This window comes from Telluria aromaticivorans, from assembly GCF_013003915.1.
Lineage (GTDB): Bacteria > Pseudomonadota > Gammaproteobacteria > Burkholderiales > Burkholderiaceae_D > Telluria > Telluria aromaticivorans.
In genome coordinates this window covers 532386-553943 of record NZ_JABAIV010000002.1, presented here as the reverse complement: position 1 = coordinate 553943, position 21558 = coordinate 532386, and the positions used below count along the sequence as shown (strand labels likewise).

Genomic DNA, 21558 nt, shown 5'->3' with positions numbered 1-21558 from the left:
CCGCCCACCCTACGCAACCCTCAACTCGCGTAATGCGCCGCCTCCCCCGGCCGCTCCGCATCCCGGCCATGCGCCCGGTCCTGCATCGCCTCCAGGTAGCGCCGCAGCGCATCGTCCAGCGACGGCAGCATCAGCGCCCGCTCGCTCGACAGCGCGCTGAACGCCGGCCGTCGCGCGGCGAAGCCGCAGTCGTCAACCGACACCACCTCCAGCCTCGATGCATCCACCCCGGCCGCATCGCAGGCGCGCCGCGCCAGGTCGGCCCAGCTGATGGCCTCGGCATTGGTCAGGTGCCACACGCCGCGATCGCGGTCGATCAGCAGGTCGAGCGAGACGTTCACCAGGTCCGGCACATAGGTCGGCGAGACCACCATGTCGCCCGCTGCCTGGAACGACTGCCCGGCTTCCAGCGCATTCAGCGCCTGGGTCACGAAGTTGTGGCGGTCCCAGGGGCCGAAGAAGGCGCTGGTGCGGATTACCAGGGCCTGCGGGTCGGCGTCGAGCACCCGCTGCTCCGCTTCCATCTTGCTGCGCCCGTACACGCCCAGCGGGTTGAGCGCGTCCGACTCGACATACGCCGCCCCCTTGCTGCCGTCGAACACCAGGTCGGTGGAATAGGTCATGAAGCGCAGCTGGTGGCGGATGCAGGCCAGCGCCAGCACGGTCGGCCCCAGCGTGTTCTCGCGCATGCAGCGCTCGGCGTCGCCCTCGGCGTCATCGACTCGGACGTAGCCGCCCGCATTGATGATGGCCCAGGGCCGGAAGCGATTGACAGCCGCTTCCACCGACTGCGGGTCGGTGATGTCCATTTCCTGGCGCGTCAGCACGTGGTAGGACAGGTTGCGCTTGTCGCAGATGCGGGCGAAGGCCGAACCGAGGGTGCCGGTCGCGCCGGTGATCAGGATAGGCTGCACCACGTGCGATTTGAACTGGCTGCGGATCGCAATGTCGGCCACCGCGGTGCGGGTCGCCACGGGTTTGCACAGGAAGCGTCCGGGACGGCGCCACCAGCCTTCGCCCTGCAGCACGGGGCTGGTGAGCGGGCGGTTGGTGGCGAGTTCGCGCATCAGGGTGGCGAGCGCCGTCGGGCGCGGCTCGCCGCCGCGCACGTCGAACGGGCCCGGTTCGTAATAGCCGCGGCATTCGGTCACCAGGCAGTTCCAGTCGTAGGAGCCGAGCAGGGCCCAGACGGTGACGGCGCGCATGTCGGCGCCCTGCTGGCGCGCCTTGCGTGCGGCATTCCAGATCTCCACCAGCCAGCGCAGCTGGTCTTCGCGGTTGGCGTCGATGTGGGCTTCGGTGATGGCGATCGGCAGGCGGTAGCGCTCCCAGGTTTCCATCAGCAGCGGTGCGATGCCGGGCGTCGGCGTGGCCAGCGCGCGCGGGGTTTCGATGTCGGCATGCGGCACGCCGCGGTACACGTGGCGGCGCGATTCGGGATAGCGTTCCGGCCGGTGGTCGAGCCAGCGTTCGCTGGTCGCGTAATAGTTGACGCCCATGATGTCGGGCGGGCAGGGGTTGTCGCGAAACCAGAGCAGTTCTTCGGCCGTCGCATCCGACTCGAGCAGGTAGTTCCAGAGCGCGTGCTGCTCGTCGACCATCCCGCACAGCAGGTCCCAGGCCAGCCAGCGGCGGTCGTTGAAGAAGGTCGCGATCTCTTCCATCTCCGGGGTGCCATAGGTCTTGGAGAGGTCGTCGGTCTGCACCAGCTTCGCATCCGGATTGACGGCGCGGATCGCGCGCATGCAGAGCACGGTAGCGCGGCACTGGTTGAGGAGGGCGCGCACGAAGGTGGCTTCGTCGCCGCCATGGGGGTACCAGACGCCTGCCAGGCCGGAAAAGCGCGCCGTGGTCAGTGGTTCATTGACCGGGGTGTAGTACTCGACCCAGGGGTAGCGTTGGGCTACCGCACCGGCGTACTCGGCGAGCTTTTCGGGAAAGGCGGGATCGACCAGGCTGGTATGCCTCGGTCCGCTGCCATGGTGGATCAGGCCGACGATCGGGGTGACCCCCAGTTGCTGCAGTGCCGGCAGGCGCTCGTCGGGCCAGGACCAGTCGGCTGAATCGATGCCATCGGGTGCAGTGCGTTCCCAGAGTACCGGGTAGCGGATCGCCTTGATACCCAGCGAAGCGAAGCGCTCGATGTCCTGCAGGCGTTCAGCGTGTCCATTGCGTTCCATTTGGCTGAAGTAATTGTCGCGTACGCGGTTGACCGTGCATTCCAGTCCGCCCCAAAGCGCCAGCTCGGTATTATTCGTTGCCGTGCCTGCCGGTTGGGAATTCATCTGTGTGTTCATGTTCTGACCCGCGTTTATTGAGACAGGCACCAGCCTAATTGGCGAGTGCGACGGGTTGTGTGAAATAGCGCACATATAAAGGCTATTTCGGACAAGTCCTACTTTCTGTAGGCAATATCTCAGTTTTTGGGGCTAAATTCTGCTATCTGGAAATTTCTACTGGCATCGGGAAATGCCGGGGTGCGCCACGTGGCAGTGGGTTTGGGCGAGAATACGGTCACAGGAGGAAGCAATGTATATGGTGTATTGGACTGTCGTCGAAGGCGACAAGTGCACGCCGCACGAGAAATTGTTCGACACTGCGGACATGGTGGCGGCGATGCAGCAGATGGAAGTGCTGCGCAAGCGCCAGCGCGATGGCGAGGGCGTGCGCTTCATCACGATGGCGTCCGAGCACCCGGACCTGGTCGGCCATCCCGGCGTGGACGTCACCGGCGCCGATTACAACTGGAAGAAGCGGCGCCGCTGACTGGTCGCCGGTGTCAGGCCGGCGGCCTGCTTTGTGGCTGCTTGTTCGCATGCCGCAACCCGTAGGGTGGGCAAGTTCCTTGCCCACGCGTTCAAACCTGGCTAATGCTGCCTGTGCGGCTGTTCTTGCTTTGATTGAACGCGTGGGCAGAATCTGCCCACCCTACGGTATCGTGGCTACGCTAGCTGCTTGCCCGCATTGCCGCAACCGACGAAAACCCGCGCCGTTACGCCGGCAACCCAAACGCCTCGGCAATCGACACCACCTCCCCCGTCCCGTTGGCATCATACCCAGGCAGCGCCGCCACCTGCTTGTGATACGACGGCGCCCGCATCAGCTCCAGCAGCTGCCCCATGGCCGGTTCGTCGAGCGCTTCGCGGCGCACCGCGAAATAATAGACCTCGCGCACCAGCGGGATGAAATCGAGCTTGAACTGGGCGGCTGCCGCGCGCATGCCGACGCCGGCGTCGGCCATGCCGCTGGCGATATAGGCCGCCACCGCGGAATGGGTGAACTCGGCGCTGTGGAAGCCCTGGATGGCATCGACCGGCAAGCCCTCGTCCGCCAGCATCATCTCGAGCAGCATGCGGGTACCGGAGCCGGCCTGGCGGTTCACGAAGCGCACGCCGGGGCCGGCCAGGTCGGCCAGGCCGCGCAGCCCGAGCGGGTTGTCGCGTGCCGTGATCAGGCCCTGCTCGCGGCCCGCTACCCGCAGCAGGCAATGCTGGTTCGGGTCGAGCCAGCGCAGGTACCAGGCCGCGGTCTGTTCCTGGAAGCGGCCAATCGGGACGTGGAAACCGGCCAGGTCGCATTCGCGCCGGGCCAGCGCCACCACCGCATCGGTACTGGTGCGGTAGCGCGAATCGATCGCCAGGGCGTCGCGGTCGACGCAGCCCATCAGGGCTGCCACCGCGAAGCCGTGGCTGGCGTCGAGCCGCAGCGCGCGCATCCGGCCAGCCGTGATGCGCACCAGTTCCGCTTCCAGTTCCGAGGCCAGGCTTTGCAGCGTGGGCGACAGGCGCGCGGCAATGCGGCGGTCGGCCCAGACCAGCTTTTGCGCCAGCGGCGTGAGCACCGTGCCGCGTCCGCGCCCGGTTTGCAGCAGCTGCTGGCCGAACAGCTGTTCGGCCGCGCGCAGGAGTCCCCAGGCATAGCGGTAGGACAGCTTCACCGACTTGGCTGCCTGCGCGATCGAGCCGGTGTCCTGGATCGACAGCAGCAAGCCCAGCAGGTCGCCCGTGTCCAGCGGCGCCTCTCCCTTGATGCTGATTTCCCAGTGCGGGCGGATGTGAATGTTAAGCATATGCTCAAAATAACCTATTTCTAGCTAGAAAACATCATGTTAGTCTCGCCGAAATAACAAAATTTGACGAAATAATATGCTTTAAAAAGCATATTCCGATACTATAAAAATCTGGAGACAACATGTCTGTACTGAGTTTTCTTGACAAAGAACACACTATCGCGGGGCCGGGCTTCAACCGCTGGCTAGTGCCCCCTGCGGCGCTTGCGATCCACCTCTGCATCGGCATGGCCTACGGCTTCTCGGTGTTCTGGCTGCCGCTGTCGAAAGCGCTCGGCATCAGCGAATCGCTGGCCTGCCCGGCCGATATGGGCTTCATGGCGCAAGTCTTCGCGACCAGCTGCGACTGGAAGATCTCGATGCTGGGCTGGATGTATACGCTGTTCTTCGTCTTCCTGGGCCTGGCGGCCTGGCTGTTCGGCGGCTGGCTCGAGCACGCGGGTCCACGCAAGGCCGGCCTGGTGTCGGCGCTGTGCTGGTGCGGCGGCCTGGTCATTTCGGCGCTGGGTGTCTATACCCACCAGATCTGGCTGATGTGGCTCGGTTCCGGCGTCATCGGCGGCATCGGCCTCGGCCTGGGCTACATCTCGCCGGTGTCGACCCTGATCAAATGGTTCCCGGACCGCCGCGGTATGGCGACCGGCATGGCCATCATGGGCTTCGGCGGCGGCGCCGTGATCGGCGCACCGCTGGCCGACAAGCTGATGAAGCATTTCGCTACCGCCAACTCGGTCGGCGTCTGGGAAACCTTCCTGGCCCTGGCTGCGATCTATTTCGTCTTCATGGTGGCCGGCGCGATGACCTACCGCGTGCCCGCCACCGGCTGGAAGCCGGAAGGCTGGACCCCGCCGGCCCCGAACGCCAACACCATGATCACCACGCGCCACGTACACGCCAGCCGCGTCTGGGGCATCCCGCAGTTCTGGCTGATCTGGGGCGTGCTGTTCCTGAACGTCTCGGCCGGCATCGGCATCCTGGGCATGGCCTCGCCACTGCTGCAGGAAGTGTTCGGCGGACGCCTGATCGGCGTCGACCTGGGCATCAACGACCTCGATGCGGCGCAGAAGAGCCAGATCGCGGCGATTGCCGCCGGCTTTACCGGCCTGCTGTCGCTGTTTAACATCGTCGGCCGCTTCGGCTGGGCATCGTGCTCCGACTACATCGGCCGCAAGGCGACCTACTTCATCTTCCTGATCCTCGGGGCCATCCTGTATGTGACGATTCCTTCGGCGGGGCATGCCGGCCAGCTGGCGCTGTTCGTGGCCTGCACCTGCATCATCCTGTCGATGTACGGCGGCGGCTTCGCCACGGTGCCGGCCTACCTGGCCGACCTGTTCGGCACCCAGATGGTCGGCGCGATCCACGGCCGCCTCCTGACCGCCTGGGCGGTAGCCGGCGTGGTCGGTCCGCTCCTGATCAACTACATCCGCGAGTACCAGATCGCCAACGGCGTGCCGAAGGCGCAGGCCTACGACGTGACGATGTATGTGCTGACCGGGCTGGTCGTGATCGGTATCGGGCTCAATGCGATGATCCGTCCGCTGGACAACCGCCACTTCATGACCGACGATGAACTGGCCGCCGAAAAGAAGCTGGCGCGCGAGAAGGAAGTCACCGCCACCAGCGGTGTGCGCGCCGCCGGCCGCAGCGCGGTCGCCGCCGCCAACAAGCCGGCCGTGACGGCGTTTGCCTGGATGGCGGTTGGCATTCCCCTGATGTTCGGTATCTGGGTGACGCTGCAGAAGGCGTCGGCGATGTTTAATTGACGTCTGCTCAGGCGTGATTTGAACGCGTGGGCAGGAAACCTGCCCACCCTACGAGTCGCCGCAACTCGTAGGGTGGGCGTAAAACAGGCCACTGGACTGTTTTACCTACCCACGCGTTCAACCATCGTATGAATTGCCGCGACGCTGGCAACAAACGAATTAACGCAACATCGAACAATTGAATTAACGCAACATCGAACAATTGGGACACCCCATGAACCACCCCATCATCCCCATCGCCATCTCCGGCGCGACCCGCCAGCGCAAGCGCGAAGCCCCCAAGGGCCGCCGCGTCGATCCGCAAGCCTTGAGCGAGGTCCAGGCCCTGCTCGGCACCGAATCGCGCCAGCCCGACCTCCTGATCGAGCACCTGCACAAGATCCAGGACCATTTCGGCTGCCTGTCGAGCCGGCACCTGGCCGCACTCGCGCAGGAGATGCGCCTGGCGCAGACCGAGGTCTACGAGGTCGCCACCTTCTACCACCACTTCGACGTGGTGAAAGAGGGCGAGGCCGCGCCTGCCGCGCTGACCGTGCGCGTGTGCGCCGGGCTGTCGTGCGAGATGGCGGGCGCCGCGGCGCTGCTGGAGAAACTGCCGGCGTTGCTGGGCCGCGAAGTGCGCGTGCTGGAAGCACCCTGTATCGGGCGCTGCGAACAGGCGCCGGCGGCGACCGTGGGACAGCATGCGGTGCCGCATGCGAGCGTGGAAAAATTGGTGGCCAAGGTGGCGCGCGGCGAAACGCGCGACGCGCCAGGGGGCCACGTCGACTACGCCGCCTACCGCGAGGGCGGCGGCTATGCGCTGCTGCGCGCCTGCATCGCGGGGCAGCACGACGTCGAACAAGTGATCGGCACGCTGGAAAGTTCCGGCCTGCGCGGCCTGGGCGGCGCCGGCTTCCCGCTGGGACGCAAATGGCGCATCGTGCGCAACGAGGCAGGCCCGCGCCTGATGGCGATTAACATCGACGAAGGCGAGCCGGGCACCTTCAAGGACCGCGTCTACCTCGAAGGAGACCCGCACCGCTTCCTGGAAGGCGCGCTGATCGCCGCCTGGGCGGTCGGCATCGAGGCCATCTATATCTACCTGCGCGACGAGTACCACGGCTGCCGCAGCATGCTGGAAGCCGAACTGGAACAGCTGCGCGCGGATCCGCCGGTGCAGGGCATGCCGCCGATTATCCTGCGCCGCGGCGCGGGCGCCTATATCTGCGGCGAAGAGTCGGCCATGATCGAATCGATCGAGGGCAAACGCGGCATGCCGCGCCTGCGTCCACCCTACGTGGCGCAAGTGGGCCTGTTCGGCCGGCCGACGCTGGAACACAATTTCGAGTCGCTGCACTGGGTGCGCGAGATCCTGGAGCGCGGCGGCGACTGGTTCGCCGGCTTCGGCCGCAACGGCCGCCGTGGCCTGCGCTCGTTCTCGGTCTCGGGCCGCGTGAAGCAGCCGGGCGTGAAACTGGCCCCGGCCGGCATCACGATTGTTGAACTCATCGAGGAGTTCTGCGGCGGCATGCAGGACGGCCACGAGTTCTACGCCTACTTGCCGGGCGGCGCCTCCGGCGGCATCTTGCCGGCATCGATGGGCGACATCCCGCTCGACTTCGACACGCTTCAGCCCTATGGCTGCTTCATCGGCTCGGCCGCGGTGGTGGTGCTGTCCAACCACGACAGCGCGACGGCCGCCGCGCGCAACACGCTGGCCTTCTTCAAGGACGAATCCTGCGGCCAGTGCACGCCCTGCCGCAACGGCACCGCCAAGGCACTCGACATCATCCGCAAGCCGGTATGGGACGTGCCGCTGCTGGGCGAGCTGTCGCAGGTGATGCGCGATGCATCGATCTGCGGCCTCGGCCAGGCGGCGCCGAATCCCTTCGACTGCGTCATCAAATACTTCCCGCACGAGCTCGCGCAGCCCGTGACGAACCCATTGGTGCAACCATGAACGCGATGACCCCTACCGTTACATTCGAACTCAATGGCCGCCAGGTGGCGGCCCTGCAGCACGAGTCCCTGATCGAGGTCGCGGCGCGCGAAGGCGTCGAGATCCCGCGCCTGTGCTACAAGGAAGGTTACGAAGCCGTCGGCAACTGCCGCTCCTGCATGGTCGAGATCGACGGCGAACGCGTGCTGGCGCCATCCTGCTGCCGTGCCCCGGTCGCCGGCATGAAGGTCCGCACCGACAGCCCGCGCGCCCTTGCGGCCCAGAAGATGGTGCTCGAGCTCCTCATGTCCGACATGCCGGAAGCCGAATACACCCGCAAGAACGAAGTCGACATCTGGGCCGGCAAGCTCGGCGTGGGCAAGCCGCGCTTTGCCGCGACCCGCGCGCAGCCGCAGATCGACGCCACCCATGCCGCCATCACCGTCAACCTGGATGCCTGCATCCAGTGCACCCGCTGTGTGCGCGCCTGCCGCGACGAGCAGGTGAACGACGTGATCGGCCTGGCCTTCCGCGGCGAGAATGCCAAGATCGTGTTCGACCAGGACGACGCGCTGGGCGCCTCCACCTGCGTGGCCTGCGGCGAATGCGTGCAGGCCTGCCCGACCGGCGCCCTGATGCCGGCGCGCGAAGTGGCGCTGAACATCCCCGACAAGCAGGTCGACTCGGTCTGCCCTTACTGCGGCGTCGGCTGCCAGCTGACCTATAACATCAAGGACAACAAGATCCTGTTCGTGGAAGGGCGCAACGGCCCGGCCAACCTGGGGCGCCTGTGCGTGAAGGGCCGCTATGGTTTCGACTATGCGCACCACCCGCACCGCCTCACGAAACCGCTGATCCGCCGCGAAGGCATGCCGAAGACCGGCGACTTCACGATGGACCCGGACCGCGTGCTGGAAGTGTTCCGCGAAGCCAGCTGGGAAGAAGCGCTGGCGCTGGCCGGCGGCAAGCTGGCGCGCATCCGCGACACCCATGGCGGCAATGCGCTGGCCGGCTTCGGCTCGGCCAAGGGCAGCAACGAAGAAGCTTATTTGTTCCAGAAGCTGGTGCGCACGGGCTTTGGCACCAACAACGTCGACCACTGCACCCGCCTGTGCCACGCCTCTTCGGTGTCGGCCCTGCTGGAAGGGATCGGTTCGGGCGCCGTCTCGAACCCGGTGATGGACGTGACCCGCGCCGAGGTGATCGTCATCATCGGCGCCAACCCGACCGTGAACCACCCGGTGGCCGCCACCTGGATCAAGAACGCGGTAAAGCTCGGCGCGAAACTGGTCGTGCTCGACCCGCGCCGCTCCGAGCTGGCACGCCACGCACACCGCTACCTGCAGTTCAAGCCGGATACCGACGTGGCGCTGCTCAACGCCATGATGCACGTGATCGTCACCGAAGGCCTGGTCGATGCCGGCTTCATCGCCAGCCGCACCATCGGCTACGAGCAGCTCGAAGCGAACGTGGCCGAGTACAGCCCGGAAGCAATGGCGCCGATCTGCGGCATCGATGCAGAGACCATCCGCTATGTCGCGCGCCTGTACGCGACTTCGAAGGGATCGATGATCCTGTGGGGCATGGGCGTGTCGCAGCACGTGCACGGCACGGATAACGCCCGCTGCCTGATCGCGCTGGCGCTGATGACCGGCCAGATCGGCCGTCCCGGCACCGGCCTGCATCCGCTGCGCGGCCAGAACAACGTGCAGGGGGCGTCGGACGCCGGCCTGATCCCGATGATGCTGCCCGATTACCAGCGCGTCGACAATCCGGTCGCGCGTGCTCGTTTTGAGGCCGCCTGGGGCGCCACGCTCGACCCGAACCCGGGCCTGACCGTGGTCGAGATCATGGACGCGATCGATCATGGCCAGATCAAGGGCATGTACATAATGGGCGAGAACCCGGCCATGTCCGACCCGGACGCCAACCACGCGCGCGCCGCGCTGGCCGCGCTCGAGCACCTGGTGGTGCAGGACATCTTCCTGACCGAGACAGCCTACCTGGCCGACGTGATCCTGCCGGCGTCCGCCTTCCCGGAAAAGACCGGCACGTTTACGAATACCGACCGCCTGGTGCAGCTGGGCCGCCAGGCGATCGACCCGCCGGGCGACGCCAAGCAGGACCTGTGGATCATCCAGCAGATGGCCAACCGCCTCGGCCTGCCGTGGAATTATGGGCACGTGTCGGAAGTGTTCGACGAGATGCGCCACACGATGGCCAGCATCGGCGGCATCACCTGGGAACGCCTGGAGCGCAATGGCGCCGTGGTCTACCCGTGCATGAACGAGGGCGACGTCGGCCAGCCGGTGGTCTTCACCGAGATCTTCCCGCGCGAGGGCGGCAAGGCGCGCTTCGTGCCGGCCGATATCATCCCGGCCGACGAACGCCCGGATGCCGAGTACCCGCTGGTCTTGATTACCGGCCGCCAGCTCGAGCACTGGCACACGGGCAGCATGACGCGCCGCGCCACGGTGCTGGATGCGATCGAACCCGATCCGGTGGCGCTGGTGCACCCGCTCGACATGGAAAGCATGGGCATCCAGCCCGGCCAGCCGATCACGATCGCTTCGCGCCGCGGCGAAGTGGTGCTGTATGCGCGGGCCGACGACAGCTCGCCGGTCGGGGCCATCTTCGTACCGTTCTGCTACTACGAGGCGGCGATCAACCGCCTGACGAATGCGGCGCTCGACCCCTTCGGCAAGATCCCGGAGTTCAAATATTGCGCGATCAAGGTCACGCCGGGCGGGGAGGTTGCGCAGCAAGGGAGCTACGGTGGCGGCCAAATCCTGGCCGGCATGGCACAATTGGCAAGATGAACCATACCGATCTGCCACGCTACCGACCTGAACTGTCAAGCACCAGCGCGCCCCTCACGCACGAGGTGAGCGCGCTGGACGAGCGCGGCCGACCTTCGACCATCGCGATTCCCGCCGAACGCCCGCTCACGGTGTATGTCGACAAGCGCGAGATCGTCACCCTGATGACCTTGGGCGGCGCGCCGGAAGCGCTCACCCTCGGCTACCTGCGCAACCAGCGCCTGGTGCGCGCGATCGAGGACATCGTCTCGATCCAGGTCGACTGGGCGGTCGATGCGGTGGCCGTCAGCACCCGTAACGGCATCGCGGACGTGGAAGAGCGCACCGCGAAGAAGGTCGTCACCACCGGCTGCGGCCAGGGTTCGGTCTTCGGCGGCCTGATGGACGAAGTCGACCAGATCGCGCTCCCTCATGACGCGCGCCTGGCGCAGTCGGTCGTCTACCGCATCGTCGAGACCATCCGCACCCAGCAATCGATCTACAAGCAGGCCGGCTCGGTGCACGGCTGCGCGCTGTTCTCAAGTGACGGCACGCTGCTGTACTTCGTCGAGGACGTCGGCCGCCACAACGCGGTGGACGCCATCGCCGGCCTGATGTGGCTTGACGGCATGAGCGGCGGCGACAAGGTGTTCTATACCACCGGCCGCCTGACTTCCGAGATGGTCATCAAGGGCGCCCAGATGGGCATTCCCTTCCTGCTGTCGCGCTCCGGCACGACCCAGATGGGCCACATGGTGGCGGAAAAGGTCGGCATGTCGCTGCTGGCGCGCTGCTCCGGCAAGCACTTCCTGCTGCTGGCGGGGCACGAACGGCTCGTATTCGAGCCGGAGCTGCTGGAACCCCTCAACGCCCCCATCCACGCCCCCCGGATGGCCTGACCGTGCTGGAAGCCACCTCGCACGCGTTCGCGCTGCTGTTCTCGGGCGACGCGGCCTTGTGGCATATCGTCTGGGTCTCGCTCAAGACCAGCATCATCGGCCTGCTGCTGGCGGCGCCGCCGGCCGTCTTCCTCGGCTACGTGATCGCGCTGCACCGTTTCCCGGGCCGCCGCCTGGCGATCTGGCTGGCGCAGGCCGCGCTCTCGCTGCCGACCGTCCTGATCGGCCTGCTGCTGTATTTGCTGCTGTCGCGGCGCGGGCCGATGGGCGGGCTGGAATGGCTGTTCACCCAGCAGGGCGTGATCCTGGGCCAGATGATCATCGGCCTGCCGGTGCTGCTGGCCTTCACGCTGGCGGCGGTGCAGGCAGCCGATCCGCGCTATGCCGAAACCGCCGTCGCGCTGGGCGCCTCGCGCTGGCGCGTGATGATGACCGTGCTGCACGAAGCGCGCTACGGTGTCATGGCGGCGGTGATCAGCGGCTTCGGGCGCGTGATTTCCGAAGTGGGCTGCGCCTTGATGGTAGGCGGGAATATCGAAGGCCAGACCCGCACCATCACCACCGCGATCGCACTCGAGACCAGCAAGGGCGAGTTCGCGCAAGGCATCGCGCTGGGCATCGTGCTGGTGGCGCTGGCGCTCGTGATGAATGGCGCGCTGGTGCTGCTGCAGGGCGAAGCGCATGCGGCCGGAGGGAGGCTGTGAACCAGGCTGTGAACCACGCTCTGAAGCCGGCTGCGGGCGCGCTCCTGACCGTGCACGGGCTGCGCAAGCGCCATGGCGAGCGCACCCTGTTCGACATCGACACGCTCGCCATTCAAACGGCCAGCGCCTATGTGCTGACCGGCGTAAATGGGGCCGGCAAGTCGACCCTGCTGCGCACCCTTGCGGGCCTGGAACGCTGCGATGCCTGCTCGGTCGAATTCGATGGCCGGCACCTCCCGCTCTACCCGTACCCGCCGGCGCTGCGCCGCGCCATCGTCTTCGTGCACCAGCACCCGATCCTGTTCTCGACCAGCGTGTTTCACAACATCGCCTACGGCCTGCTGGCGCGCGGCGAAAGCCGGCGCAGCGTGGCGCCCGCGGTGGAAGAAGCGATGGAATGGGCCGGCGTGGCGCACCTGCGCGATACCGACCCGGCCCGCCTGTCGGGCGGCGAAAAGCAGCGCGTGGCGCTGGCCCGGGCGCGCGTGTTGCAACCGCGCCTGCTGCTGCTGGACGAGCCCACCGCCAACCTCGATGGCCCGGCGCGCGAACAGGTGATGGCCCTGATCCCGACCCTGCTCGATGCAGGCAGCAGCGTGGTGATGGCCTGCCACGACCGCGACCTGATCGGGCTGCCCGGCATCCAGCGCCTGAAGCTGCGCGACGGACGCCTCGAACTTCGTTAAACGATTTGCCGACCAACCAGGAGAACACCATGCAACGCCGCATCTTTACCATCGTCCTCTCAAGCCTCTTCCTGTCCGCGCCGCTGGCGCAGGCCCAGGACGTCATCAAGCTGTCGACCACCACCAGTACCGAGAACTCCGGCCTGCTCAAGGTCCTGCTGCCGGCCTTCGAAGCGAAGACGGGCAGCAAGGTGCACGTGATCTCGGTTGGCACCGGCAAGGCGCTCGAACTGGGCAAGAACGGCGACGTCGACGTGACGCTGGTGCATGCGCGCGCGCTCGAGGATAAATTCGTGGAGGAGGGTTGGGGCGTGGACCGGCGCGACGTGATGTACAACGACTTCATCGTGGTCGGCCCTGCGAACGACCCGGCCGCAATCAAGGGCGGCAAGGACGTCATTGCCGCATTCCGGAAGATCGCCGCCAGCGGCACCCGCTTCATTTCGCGCGGCGACAATTCCGGCACCGACGTAATGGAGAAGGGCTACTGGCAAGCAGCGGCAAGCAAACCGGCGGGCGCCAGCTACGTGTCGGCCGGCCTGGGCATGGGCGAAGTACTCAACATGGCCGCCGAAATGCGCGCCTATACGCTGACCGACCGCGCCACCTATGGCGCCTACCGCGCGAAAACCGGCCTGGCGGTGCTGGTGGAAGGCGACAAGCGCATGTTCAACCCCTACGGGATCATCGCGGTCAATCCGGCGAAGCACAAGGGCGTGAACTACAAGGGCGCGAAGGCCCTGATCGACTGGATCACCTCGGCGGACGGACAGGCGCGCATCGCCGCCTTCCGGCCGGAAGGCGAGCAGCTGTTCTTCCCGTCTGCCAGCCGCTGAACCTGGCCGCGGCTGCGACAGAGTCGATTCATTCGCACAGCCGCGGATTCCCGGGCAGCACGCCGTTATAGGGGGCCGCCTTGTCGCCGATGACGATGCCGCGTCGGTGATCCCGAAGCGGCGGATCTGCCGGCTGTGCTTGCTGCCGCATACCTTGTCCAGACATCAACGGCGTGGAAGGCCGTCGGTGGTCCACCGTCCGGCGCCAGCAGGTTGATCATCTTGGCAAGCAGCTCGTCCCTTATCGGCATGATGTCACGCAACGGCTGCTAAGGCCCGATGACGATGAAGCTTTCCCGTCCGGTCCGGTGAAAGATGTGTTCAGGACAGGATTTTATCCGCTCGCAGGGGCGGCGGAGGCATCGGCGGGCGGCGAAATGATGGGAAGGTGCATGGACACCGCCGTACCATGCGTCCTGTCGCTGGTGACGGACAAGCTGCCGCCGTGGGGCGCGAGGCGTTCTTCCAGCTCGAACAGGCCGTAGCTGCTGGACCGGCGCGGCGCGGACGGGTCGAAGCCGATGCCGTTGTCGGACACGACCATCTCGAGCGCGCCGTCCGTGACGCCCAGCACCACCGTGACGCGGCTGGCCAGGGAATGGCGAAACACATTGTTCAGGCATTCCTGCAGCACGCGGCAGACGGTGAGCACGGTTTCCTCGTCGAGCTCCAGGTTGGCGATTGCCGAGGCCTCCAGCTGGCAGTCAATGCCGCTGGCCCGGATGAATTTGCGTACTTCCATGGCCAGCGTGGCCTGCAGTCCCAGCTCGAGGCCGGTGGGTCGCAGGTCTCCCATCAACTGCTTGACCGTCCGCAGCGTCGTGTCGACATTGTCGAGCGCGGCGCCGACCCAGTCATGCAGGCGCCCGTGGCGGCTGGCCGTATGCTGGTACAGCATGACGATGTCGATGCGCAGCGCCAGCAGGTTCTGGGCGAGGGTGTCGTGGATTTCGCCTGCGATCCGCTTGCGCTCGGCTTCGCGGTTGGCGAGCTGGTGGGCCAGAAAGTCATGCAGCTTTTGCTCGGAAACGCGCAAGGCATTTTCCGTATGTTCGCTGGAGAGGATTTTTTCGACCAGGGCCTGGTTGACCATCATCTGGTCCTGGGTGAGATGCGCCACCGCCGCTTCGAGCGCAGCCGTGGCAGCATCGTGGTTGCTCTCGTTGTGCTCTTGCTCGACAGTATTGCGCTGGCCTTGCGCAGGGGTGTCGCGGCCAGAAAGTTGTGTGCGCATGTGGATGAGCTAGCTGATCAACCGCAAAACATAAACTGACGAAATCGAGTACCGCTCCCTGACCCTAGGCGTAATGGGATGCCAAGTCAAGCACAGCCATAAGCGTCGGTGTGGTTCATGCGGTATGCATGAAAGTGGCAAAAATGGCATCTACAGCACTGCGTCGTGGTGCGCATGTTACCTACAGTTATCGGCGAAGACACAATGCTGCTACTGATGTAAGATGCCGGCATGGTCAAAAAAGCCCTGATTGTCGATGATATGCCGCTCGACGTGGAATTGACGCGGCGGGTATTGCAAAGTTGCGGCGGGGAACATGAAATCGTGGTGGCGTCGGATGGGGAAGAAGCGCTGCGCGAACTGAACCAGGCCCACGATTTCGATGTCGTCCTGCTCGACCTGAAACTGCCGAAGGTCGACGGCTTCGAAGTCCTGAAAGAAATCTCTTCCAAACCCTTCCTGTCCGATATACCCGTGATCGTCCTGTCGGACACCAGGGACGAAACAGACCGGATGCGCACCCGGATGCTCGGCGCCTGCGAATTCGTGGAGAAGGCCATGGACTACGCCGAGTTCAACGCAAACCTCAGGCGCACGCTGGCCCAGTATGGTTTTTGCCCCGCCTGAACGGCTATATTTTCGCCACAGTTAATTACTTTTGGTTAATTGTTGGTGAGTAAATATAGTCGGCATGGCATACTTCCGTCGTCCCTATATCGGTGCCCACTCTTCATGTCATTCGTCCGCAAGCCCGTGAACCTGGCCGGTTCCACCCTCACGCATTCCTGCCACGCCTGTGCCTTTTTCCATAGCAAGGAAGAAGAGTACGGCGTGCTCATGCCTTTCATCCAGGAAGGGTTCGAGAACGGCGACCGCGCCTTCCACATCGTGAGCCAGGCGCAGCGTGGCGCCCATATGGAGCGCCTGCAGGCGGCGGGTATCGATACCGCCGCGGCGGAAATGCAGGGGCAGCTCGAAGTCCGGACCTGGGACGAAACCTACCTGCAGGATGGCCATTTCAACCAGCACCGCATGATCGAGACCTTGCTCAAACTGATTGCACCAGAAAATTCCCCGCCCGGAAAAATATCGCGCAATATCGCCAGCATGTCGTGGGCACTGGAAGACCGGCCCGGCGCCGGCGACATCGTCGAATACGAAGCGCGCCTGAACCAGGCGCTCCCCGCGCAGCACGATCCGGTGGTCTGCACCTATGACCTGTCCCAGTTCGATGCCACGGTCGTGATCGACATCCTGCGCACGCACCCGATGGTCATCATTGGCGGCATCCTCCAGGAAAATCCGTTCTTCATTCCGCCTGAACAAATGATTGCGGAGCTGGAAGCGCGCAAGGCAGCGGGTACTGCCCAGCCTGGTGCGGCCAGCTGACACTGCACGACCGGTATGAACACTCAAGGAAAGCACGACCCAGAGGCCGACAGCCTGCGGCAAACCACGCGCGACCTCGTCGCCATGACGACGCTGCCCGCCATCTGGGGCGATCTCCCGCCCGCCGGCGTGGTCGAGAGCCTGGCCGGCGTCCTGCTGAAAACACTGGACCTGGACCTGGCCTACATCCGCTTGTGCGGCCGCGGCGACATCGGCGAGATCGAGGTGGTGCGCAGCAGGCACAAGGGTGCCGAGGCGCAGTTCCTGCCGGCGGCGCGTACCATGCTGGAGGGCGCACAGGCTGCGCGGGGAGAACAGGCGACGGCGACGATGCCCGACCCCGCCGGTGGACAAGTCCTGCGCGTGAGCGTGACCCGGTTCGGGATCTCGGGCGAGATCGGCACGATCCTCGTCGCTTCCCCACGGCCCGGTTTCCCGTCCGAGAACGAGCGCCTGCTGCTGGGCGTCGGCGCCAACCAGGCGACCGTCGTGCTGCAGCGCCACCAGGCCGAGCGCGCACTCAGACGCAGCGAGTCGCGCTTCCTCGACCTGGCGGACGCGGCGCCCGCGATGCTCTGGGTCACGGAGCCGGACGGCAACTGCTCCTTCCTGTCGCGCGGATGGTATGAATTCACCGGGCAAAGCGAGGAAGAGGGCCTGGGGATCGGCTGGACCTCGGCCATCCACCCGGACGACCGCACAGCGGCGACACTGGCCTTTCAGGACGCCAACGAGCGCAAGGCCGAATTCAGCCTCGAGCACCGGGTCTTGCACGTGGATGGCAGCTACCGCTGGGTCATCGATGCGGGGCGCCCGCGGTTCGCTGCCGCCGGCAACTTTCTGGGATTCGTCGGCAATGTCCTCGACATCAGCGACCGCAAGCAGACGGAGCAGGCACTGCACGACACGCGGAACATGCTGTCCGCAGTGTTCGAGGCGCTGCCGGTCGGCGTGGCCGTGATCGACCACGCAGGCGCTTTGCTGCTGTCCAACCAGGAGATGCACCAATACCTGCCCGCCAGGGTCTCGCCAACCCTCGACGAGGCGCGCTATGGCCGCTGGCAGGCCTTCCATGAAGACGGCCGCCCTTATTCGCCCCAGGACTTCCCGGGTGCGCGCGCCCTGCGTGGCGAGCGGGTGGTGCCGGGTATCGAAGCGCGCTACACGCAGGACGACGGCAGCGAGATCTGGACCCAGATTGCCGCGGTGCCGCTGAAGGACAGCGCCGACCTGCCCAAGGGCCAGGTCTCGATCGTGACCAACATCGATGCCTTCAAGCGAACCGAAGCGGCGCTGCGCCAGGCCGAAACCCGGCAGCGCGCCCTGTTCGACGAGGTCGCCAAATCGAACCGCAACCTCAGCGAGTTCCTGGCGGTGCTTGCGCACGAGTTGCGCAATCCGCTGGCCCCGATCCTGACCGGCCTGGAAATCATGCGCATGCGCGCAGACAGCCTGGACACCGTCAGCAACGTGCGCGGCATCATCGAACGACAGGTCAAGCAGCTGTCGCACCTGATCAACGACCTGCTGGACATCGCCCGCGTCACCAACGGGAAAGTCGAGATCAAGAAGGAAGCGGTCGACCTGAAGGTCATCGTCGCCAACGCCGTGGAAACCAGCCTGCCGCTGATCGAGAAAGGCCGCCATGCGTTCAGCATGACGCTGCACGATGCGCCGCTGCCGGTGCACGCCGACGCCACCCGCATTGCCCAGGTGGTCGGCAACCTGCTGACGAACGCGGCGAAGTACACGCCGCCAGGCGGCCAGATCGCCTTGAGCGTCGTGCGGGACGGTAGCGAAGCGATTATTTCGGTGACCGATAACGGCATCGGCATTCCGGCCGAATCCCTGGAATCGGTGTTCGACATGTTCAGCCAGGTCGGCCGCAACATGCATCATTCTCAGGGTGGCCTGGGGATCGGCCTGGCGTTGGTGCGCCAGCTTGTCAGCCTGCACGACGGCACGGTAGCAGCCTGCAGCGAAGGCGCAGGCAAGGGCAGCACCTTCACCGTCAGGTTGCCGCTCGACTCCGGCAAGAACGCCCGCGGCCCCACGCTGGATGCATCCGGCGCCGCCACCGGGGCGGGGAAACGCTTCCGCATCCTGGTGACGGACGATAACGTGGATGCGGCCCTGACCCTGGCCTCGCTGCTCGAGCTTAAGGGCCACGATCTCCGGATTGCGCACGACGGACAGAAGGCGCTGAAGATTGCCGGGGAATTCCAGCCGCATGTCGTGTTCCTGGATATCGGCATGCCGGATATGTCGGGATATGAAGTGGCCCACCGGCTCAGGAAGATCGGGGGCCTGGAGCGCAGCACCATCGTGGCGGTGTCGGGATGGGGCGCGAAGGATGACTTGGCGCGCTCGAAGGAAGCCGGGTTCGACAAGCATTTCACGAAGCCGGTGGCGCCGGCGCGGCTGAATGAGCTCCTGGATGCGCTGCCGGCGCATCCGGTGCCCGACTAAGTGCCGCATTCCCGCGCTGCATTGAGCGCGCGCGGAATCACATCAGGATGACGTCGTACTGCTCCTGGTGATAGCCCTTTTCGACCTGCAGCGAGATGCGCTTGCCGATGAAGTCGCCCAGCATCGCCAGGTGCTGCGATTCTTCCTCTAAAAACAGGTCGATGACTTCCTGCGAGGCGACGATGCGGAATTCGCGCGGGTTGAACTGTTTGGCTTCGCGCAGCAGCTCGCGCAGGATCTCGTAGCATATCGTGCGCGAGGTCTTGACCTGTCCCTTGCCGCTGCAGGCCGGGCAGGGTTCGCACAAGATGTGGGCCAGCGATTCGCGGGTGCGCTTGCGCGTCATCTCCACCAGGCCCAGCGCCGAGAAGCCGCTCACCGACACCTTGGTGCGGTCGCGCGCCAGGGTCTTCTTCAACTCGGCCAGCACCTGGTTGCGGTGCTCGTTGTTTTCCATGTCGATGAAGTCGAGGATGATGATCCCGCCCAGGTTGCGCAGGCGCAACTGGCGCGCGATGGCGTGCGCGGCTTCGAGGTTGGTCTTGAAGATGGTGTCGGCGAAGTTGCGCCCGCCGACATAGCCGCCGGTGTTGACGTCGATCGTCGTCATCGCCTCGGTCTGGTCGACGATCAGGTAGCCGCCGCTCTTCAGGTCCACGCGGCGGCCCAGCGCGCGCAGGATTTCTTCTTCGACGCCGTACAGGTCGAACAGCGGGCGCTCGCCGGTGTAGTGGGCCAGGCGCGCCAGCACGCTCGGCGTGTAGACTTGCGCGAACTCGACCAGCATGTTGAAGTTCTCGCGCGAGTCGATCTGGATGGCGGCAGTCTCGTCGTGCACGAAGTCGCGCAGCACGCGCTGGGCCAGGTTCAGGTCCTGGTAGAGCAGGGAAGTCGGCGGGCGGGTGCGCGCGCCCTGCACGATCGAGCCCCAGGTCTTGCGCAGGTAGTCGACGTCGGCCGCGATGTCCACGTCCGAGGCTTCCTCGGCCTGGGTGCGCACGATGTAGCCGCCTTTTTCTTCCTTCGGCAGCAGGTTCTGCAGGCGGGTGCGCAGCTGGTCGCGGTCGGCTTCCTTCTCGATCTTCTGCGAGATGCCGATGTGCTGGTCTTGCGGCAGGTAGACCAGCATGCGGCCGGCGATCGAGATCTGGGTCGACAGGCGCGCGCCCTTGGTGCCGATCGGGTCCTTGATGACCTGCACGGTCAGCACCTGGCCGTCGAACAGCATCTTTTCGATCGGGGTGGGCGTAGCCGCTGCGGCGCCATCGTGGCTGCGCGCTTCCCAGATGTCGGCCACGTGCAGGAAGGCCGCGCGTTCCAGGCCGATGTCGATGAAGGCCGACTGCATGCCCGGCAGCACGCGCACGACCTTGCCCAGGTAGACATTCCCCGCCAGCCCGCGCGTCAGGGTGCGTTCGATGTGCAGTTCCTGCACCGCGCCCTGCAGGACCAGCGCAACGCGCGTTTCCTGCGGAGTGATGTTAATGAGGATGTCTTCGTTCATGGGACCAGTCGCGCGGTATGGATCAGGGTGCCATGATACACGGTGGGGTGATTCGCCGGGATGCGAACCGTAGGGTGGTCGGCTCCGCCGACCGCGCGTTCAACCGGTCGATGCGTCGCCGCCATGCATGCGTAATTTGAACGCGCGGGCAAGGAACTTGCCCACCCTACGAACTGCCTCAGATCTGATACCCGGCCTTGCGCAGCAAAATCGCCGTCTCGAACAGCGGCAGCCCCATGATGCCCGAGTGGCTGCCTTCGATATGCTCGACGAACAGCGCGGCCAGGCCCTGGATGCCATAGCCGCCGGCCTTGTCGTAAGGCTCCGTCGTGGCGCAGTAGGCCTTGATCTGGGCCGGGGTGAGCTTGGCGAAGCGTACTTCCGACACCTGGGTGATCTGGTCGGTGATGCGCTCGGCCTGGATTGCCACCGAGGTCAGCACCTGGTGAGTGCGGCCGGACAGGCGCTCGAGCATGGCGACCGCTTCCGCATTGTCGGCCGGCTTGCCAAGGATCTCGCCGTCGACCGTGACGGTGGTGTCGGCGGTAAGAATGGGGCGCAGCGGCTGGCGGCGCATTTGCAGGATATTCCAGGCAAACGCGCCTTTTTCCTTGGCCACGCGCGCCACATAGGTGTGCGGGTCCTCGCCCGGCAGGACGTCCTCGCTGAGGTCGATGCCGCGTGCCGGATCGCCGCGCAGCATCAACAGTTCGAATTCCACGCCGACCTGGCGCAGCAGTTCGCGCCTGCGCGGGCTCTTGGAGGCGAGATAGATTTTCTTGTCAGTGAGTTTCATCGAAGTCACACGCGGTGGTACGGATGGTTCTGGGTAATTGACCAGGCACGGTACAACTGTTCCGCGAGCATGACCCGCACGATTCCGTGCGGCAGTGTCATGCTTGAAATGCGGATCATGCCTTCGGCACGGGCTTTCAGTTCAGGGTCGAGCCCGTCGGCGCCGCCGATCAGGAAGGCGGTGTCGCGCCCATCCTGCTGCCAGGCCTCGAGCATCTGCGACAGGCCGACACTAGTCAGGTCCTTGCCGCGTTCGTCGAGCGCAATGATGCGCACGTTCTTCGGCAGCACCGCCTCGATACGCTCGCGTTCGAGCGCCATCGCGGTGGCCGCAGTCTTGCTGCCGGAGCGCTCGACCGGCTTGATTTCCTTGAGCACGATGCGCAGCTCGGGCGGCATGCGCTTCGTGTACTCGCCGAACCCGGATTCGATCCAGGCCGGCATCTTGTGCCCGACTGCGGCAATGATCAGTTGCATATGGTCGGAAA

Annotated in this window: 18 protein-coding genes; 11 read left to right on the top strand and 7 right to left on the bottom strand. The window is 65.4% G+C overall.

Annotation, left to right across the window (positions count from 1 at the left end):
- Positions 1 to 20 precede the first annotated feature (20 nt).
- Positions 21 to 2297 carry a family 1 glycosylhydrolase gene (locus HGB41_RS07880; protein WP_171082893.1) on the bottom strand — a complete coding sequence of 759 codons (2277 nt, stop codon included), beginning with the start codon at positions 2295 to 2297 and terminating at the stop codon, positions 21 to 23.
- A gap of 232 nt (positions 2298 to 2529) precedes the next feature.
- On the opposite strand from HGB41_RS07880, the gene HGB41_RS07875 reads away from it, so the two are divergent.
- Positions 2530 to 2766: a hypothetical protein gene (locus HGB41_RS07875; protein WP_171082891.1), complete on the top strand. Its 237-nt coding sequence runs from the start codon at positions 2530 to 2532 to the stop codon at positions 2764 to 2766.
- 226 nt (positions 2767 to 2992) lie between these two features.
- Here the strand turns inward: HGB41_RS07875 and HGB41_RS07870 are convergent, their stop codons facing one another.
- On the bottom strand, positions 2993 to 4069 hold the full coding sequence (locus HGB41_RS07870; protein ID WP_171082889.1) for a substrate-binding domain-containing protein: 1077 nt from the start codon (positions 4067 to 4069) through the stop codon (positions 2993 to 2995).
- A gap of 122 nt (positions 4070 to 4191) precedes the next feature.
- Between HGB41_RS07870 and HGB41_RS07865 the strand changes: the two genes are divergently transcribed.
- From HGB41_RS07865 to HGB41_RS07835, 7 genes are all read left to right on the top strand, one after another.
- Positions 4192 to 5835 carry an OFA family MFS transporter gene (locus HGB41_RS07865; RefSeq protein ID WP_171082887.1) on the top strand — a complete coding sequence of 548 codons (1644 nt, stop codon included), beginning with the start codon at positions 4192 to 4194 and terminating at the stop codon, positions 5833 to 5835.
- 214 nt (positions 5836 to 6049) lie between these two features.
- Entirely contained in the window at positions 6050 to 7777 is a 1728-nt protein-coding gene (locus tag HGB41_RS07860) for an NAD(P)H-dependent oxidoreductase subunit E (protein ID WP_171082885.1), read from the top strand.
- Positions 7774 to 10575: a formate dehydrogenase subunit alpha gene (gene fdhF / locus HGB41_RS07855; RefSeq protein WP_171082883.1), complete on the top strand. Its 2802-nt coding sequence runs from the start codon at positions 7774 to 7776 to the stop codon at positions 10573 to 10575. Before HGB41_RS07860 ends, fdhF begins: the two co-directional genes overlap by 4 nt.
- Positions 10572 to 11453 carry a formate dehydrogenase accessory sulfurtransferase FdhD gene (locus HGB41_RS07850; RefSeq protein ID WP_229422899.1) on the top strand — a complete coding sequence of 294 codons (882 nt, stop codon included), beginning with the start codon at positions 10572 to 10574 and terminating at the stop codon, positions 11451 to 11453. The genes fdhF and HGB41_RS07850 overlap by 4 nt, the downstream gene beginning before the upstream one ends.
- Positions 11450 to 12157: an ABC transporter permease gene (locus tag HGB41_RS07845; RefSeq protein WP_171083490.1), complete on the top strand. Its 708-nt coding sequence runs from the start codon at positions 11450 to 11452 to the stop codon at positions 12155 to 12157. Before HGB41_RS07850 ends, HGB41_RS07845 begins: the two co-directional genes overlap by 4 nt.
- 20 nt (positions 12158 to 12177) lie before the next feature.
- Positions 12178 to 12843: an energy-coupling factor ABC transporter ATP-binding protein gene (locus HGB41_RS07840; protein ID WP_212760889.1), complete on the top strand. Its 666-nt coding sequence runs from the start codon at positions 12178 to 12180 to the stop codon at positions 12841 to 12843.
- A gap of 29 nt (positions 12844 to 12872) precedes the next feature.
- Positions 12873 to 13679, top strand: a complete 807-nt coding sequence (locus tag HGB41_RS07835) for an ABC transporter substrate-binding protein (RefSeq protein ID WP_171082879.1) — start codon at positions 12873 to 12875, stop codon at positions 13677 to 13679.
- Positions 13680 to 13707: 28 nt separating this feature from the next.
- Here the strand turns inward: HGB41_RS07835 and HGB41_RS23725 are convergent, their stop codons facing one another.
- Positions 13708 to 13830: a hypothetical protein gene (locus tag HGB41_RS23725; protein WP_267874175.1), complete on the bottom strand. Its 123-nt coding sequence runs from the start codon at positions 13828 to 13830 to the stop codon at positions 13708 to 13710.
- Between the two features lie 183 nt (positions 13831 to 14013).
- Positions 14014 to 14913, bottom strand: a complete 900-nt coding sequence (locus tag HGB41_RS07830; protein ID WP_171082877.1) for a sensor histidine kinase — start codon at positions 14911 to 14913, stop codon at positions 14014 to 14016.
- A gap of 231 nt (positions 14914 to 15144) precedes the next feature.
- On the opposite strand from HGB41_RS07830, the gene HGB41_RS07825 reads away from it, so the two are divergent.
- The 3 genes from HGB41_RS07825 to HGB41_RS07815 all read left to right on the top strand — a co-directional run bounded on the left by HGB41_RS07825 (position 15145) and on the right by HGB41_RS07815 (position 18771).
- A complete protein-coding gene (locus HGB41_RS07825; RefSeq protein ID WP_171082875.1) occupies positions 15145 to 15540 on the top strand; it encodes a response regulator in 396 nt (131 codons plus the stop codon).
- 105 nt (positions 15541 to 15645) lie between these two features.
- A complete protein-coding gene (locus HGB41_RS07820; protein ID WP_171082872.1) occupies positions 15646 to 16302 on the top strand; it encodes an MEDS domain-containing protein in 657 nt (218 codons plus the stop codon).
- Positions 16303 to 16317: 15 nt separating this feature from the next.
- On the top strand, positions 16318 to 18771 hold the full coding sequence (locus HGB41_RS07815) for a hybrid sensor histidine kinase/response regulator (protein WP_171082870.1): 2454 nt from the start codon (positions 16318 to 16320) through the stop codon (positions 18769 to 18771).
- Between the two features lie 37 nt (positions 18772 to 18808).
- Here the strand turns inward: HGB41_RS07815 and rng are convergent, their stop codons facing one another.
- The 3 genes from rng to rlmH form a co-directional block, all read right to left on the bottom strand.
- Positions 18809 to 20275 (bottom strand): ribonuclease G, encoded by a 1467-nt coding sequence (gene rng, locus HGB41_RS07810; protein WP_171082868.1) that lies wholly within the window; start codon positions 20273 to 20275, stop codon positions 18809 to 18811.
- Between the two features lie 178 nt (positions 20276 to 20453).
- A complete protein-coding gene (locus tag HGB41_RS07805; RefSeq protein ID WP_171082866.1) occupies positions 20454 to 21071 on the bottom strand; it encodes a Maf family protein in 618 nt (205 codons plus the stop codon).
- Positions 21072 to 21076: 5 nt separating this feature from the next.
- Complete coding sequence (rlmH, locus tag HGB41_RS07800; protein ID WP_171082864.1) at positions 21077 to 21547, bottom strand: 23S rRNA (pseudouridine(1915)-N(3))-methyltransferase RlmH; 471 nt, start codon at positions 21545 to 21547, stop codon at positions 21077 to 21079.
- Positions 21548 to 21558: the final 11 nt, after the last annotated feature.

Coding starts and splice junctions, on each gene's coding strand:
- HGB41_RS07880 (WP_171082893.1), bottom strand. CDS start 2,297: ATGAACACACAGATGAATTCCCAACCGGCAGGCACGGCAACGAATAAT.
- HGB41_RS07875 (WP_171082891.1), top strand. CDS start 2,530: ATGTATATGGTGTATTGGACTGTCGTCGAAGGCGACAAGTGCACGCCG.
- HGB41_RS07870 (WP_171082889.1), bottom strand. CDS start 4,069: ATGCTTAACATTCACATCCGCCCGCACTGGGAAATCAGCATCAAGGGA.
- HGB41_RS07865 (WP_171082887.1), top strand. CDS start 4,192: ATGTCTGTACTGAGTTTTCTTGACAAAGAACACACTATCGCGGGGCCG.
- HGB41_RS07860 (WP_171082885.1), top strand. CDS start 6,050: ATGAACCACCCCATCATCCCCATCGCCATCTCCGGCGCGACCCGCCAG.
- fdhF (WP_171082883.1), top strand. CDS start 7,774: ATGAACGCGATGACCCCTACCGTTACATTCGAACTCAATGGCCGCCAG.
- HGB41_RS07850 (WP_229422899.1), top strand. CDS start 10,572: ATGAACCATACCGATCTGCCACGCTACCGACCTGAACTGTCAAGCACC.
- HGB41_RS07835 (WP_171082879.1), top strand. CDS start 12,873: ATGCAACGCCGCATCTTTACCATCGTCCTCTCAAGCCTCTTCCTGTCC.
- HGB41_RS23725 (WP_267874175.1), bottom strand. CDS start 13,830: ATGCGGCAGCAAGCACAGCCGGCAGATCCGCCGCTTCGGGATCACCGA.
- HGB41_RS07830 (WP_171082877.1), bottom strand. CDS start 14,913: ATGCGCACACAACTTTCTGGCCGCGACACCCCTGCGCAAGGCCAGCGC.
- HGB41_RS07825 (WP_171082875.1), top strand. CDS start 15,145: ATGGTCAAAAAAGCCCTGATTGTCGATGATATGCCGCTCGACGTGGAA.
- HGB41_RS07820 (WP_171082872.1), top strand. CDS start 15,646: ATGTCATTCGTCCGCAAGCCCGTGAACCTGGCCGGTTCCACCCTCACG.
- HGB41_RS07815 (WP_171082870.1), top strand. CDS start 16,318: ATGAACACTCAAGGAAAGCACGACCCAGAGGCCGACAGCCTGCGGCAA.
- rng (WP_171082868.1), bottom strand. CDS start 20,275: ATGAACGAAGACATCCTCATTAACATCACTCCGCAGGAAACGCGCGTT.
- HGB41_RS07805 (WP_171082866.1), bottom strand. CDS start 21,071: ATGAAACTCACTGACAAGAAAATCTATCTCGCCTCCAAGAGCCCGCGC.
- rlmH (WP_171082864.1), bottom strand. CDS start 21,547: ATGCAACTGATCATTGCCGCAGTCGGGCACAAGATGCCGGCCTGGATC.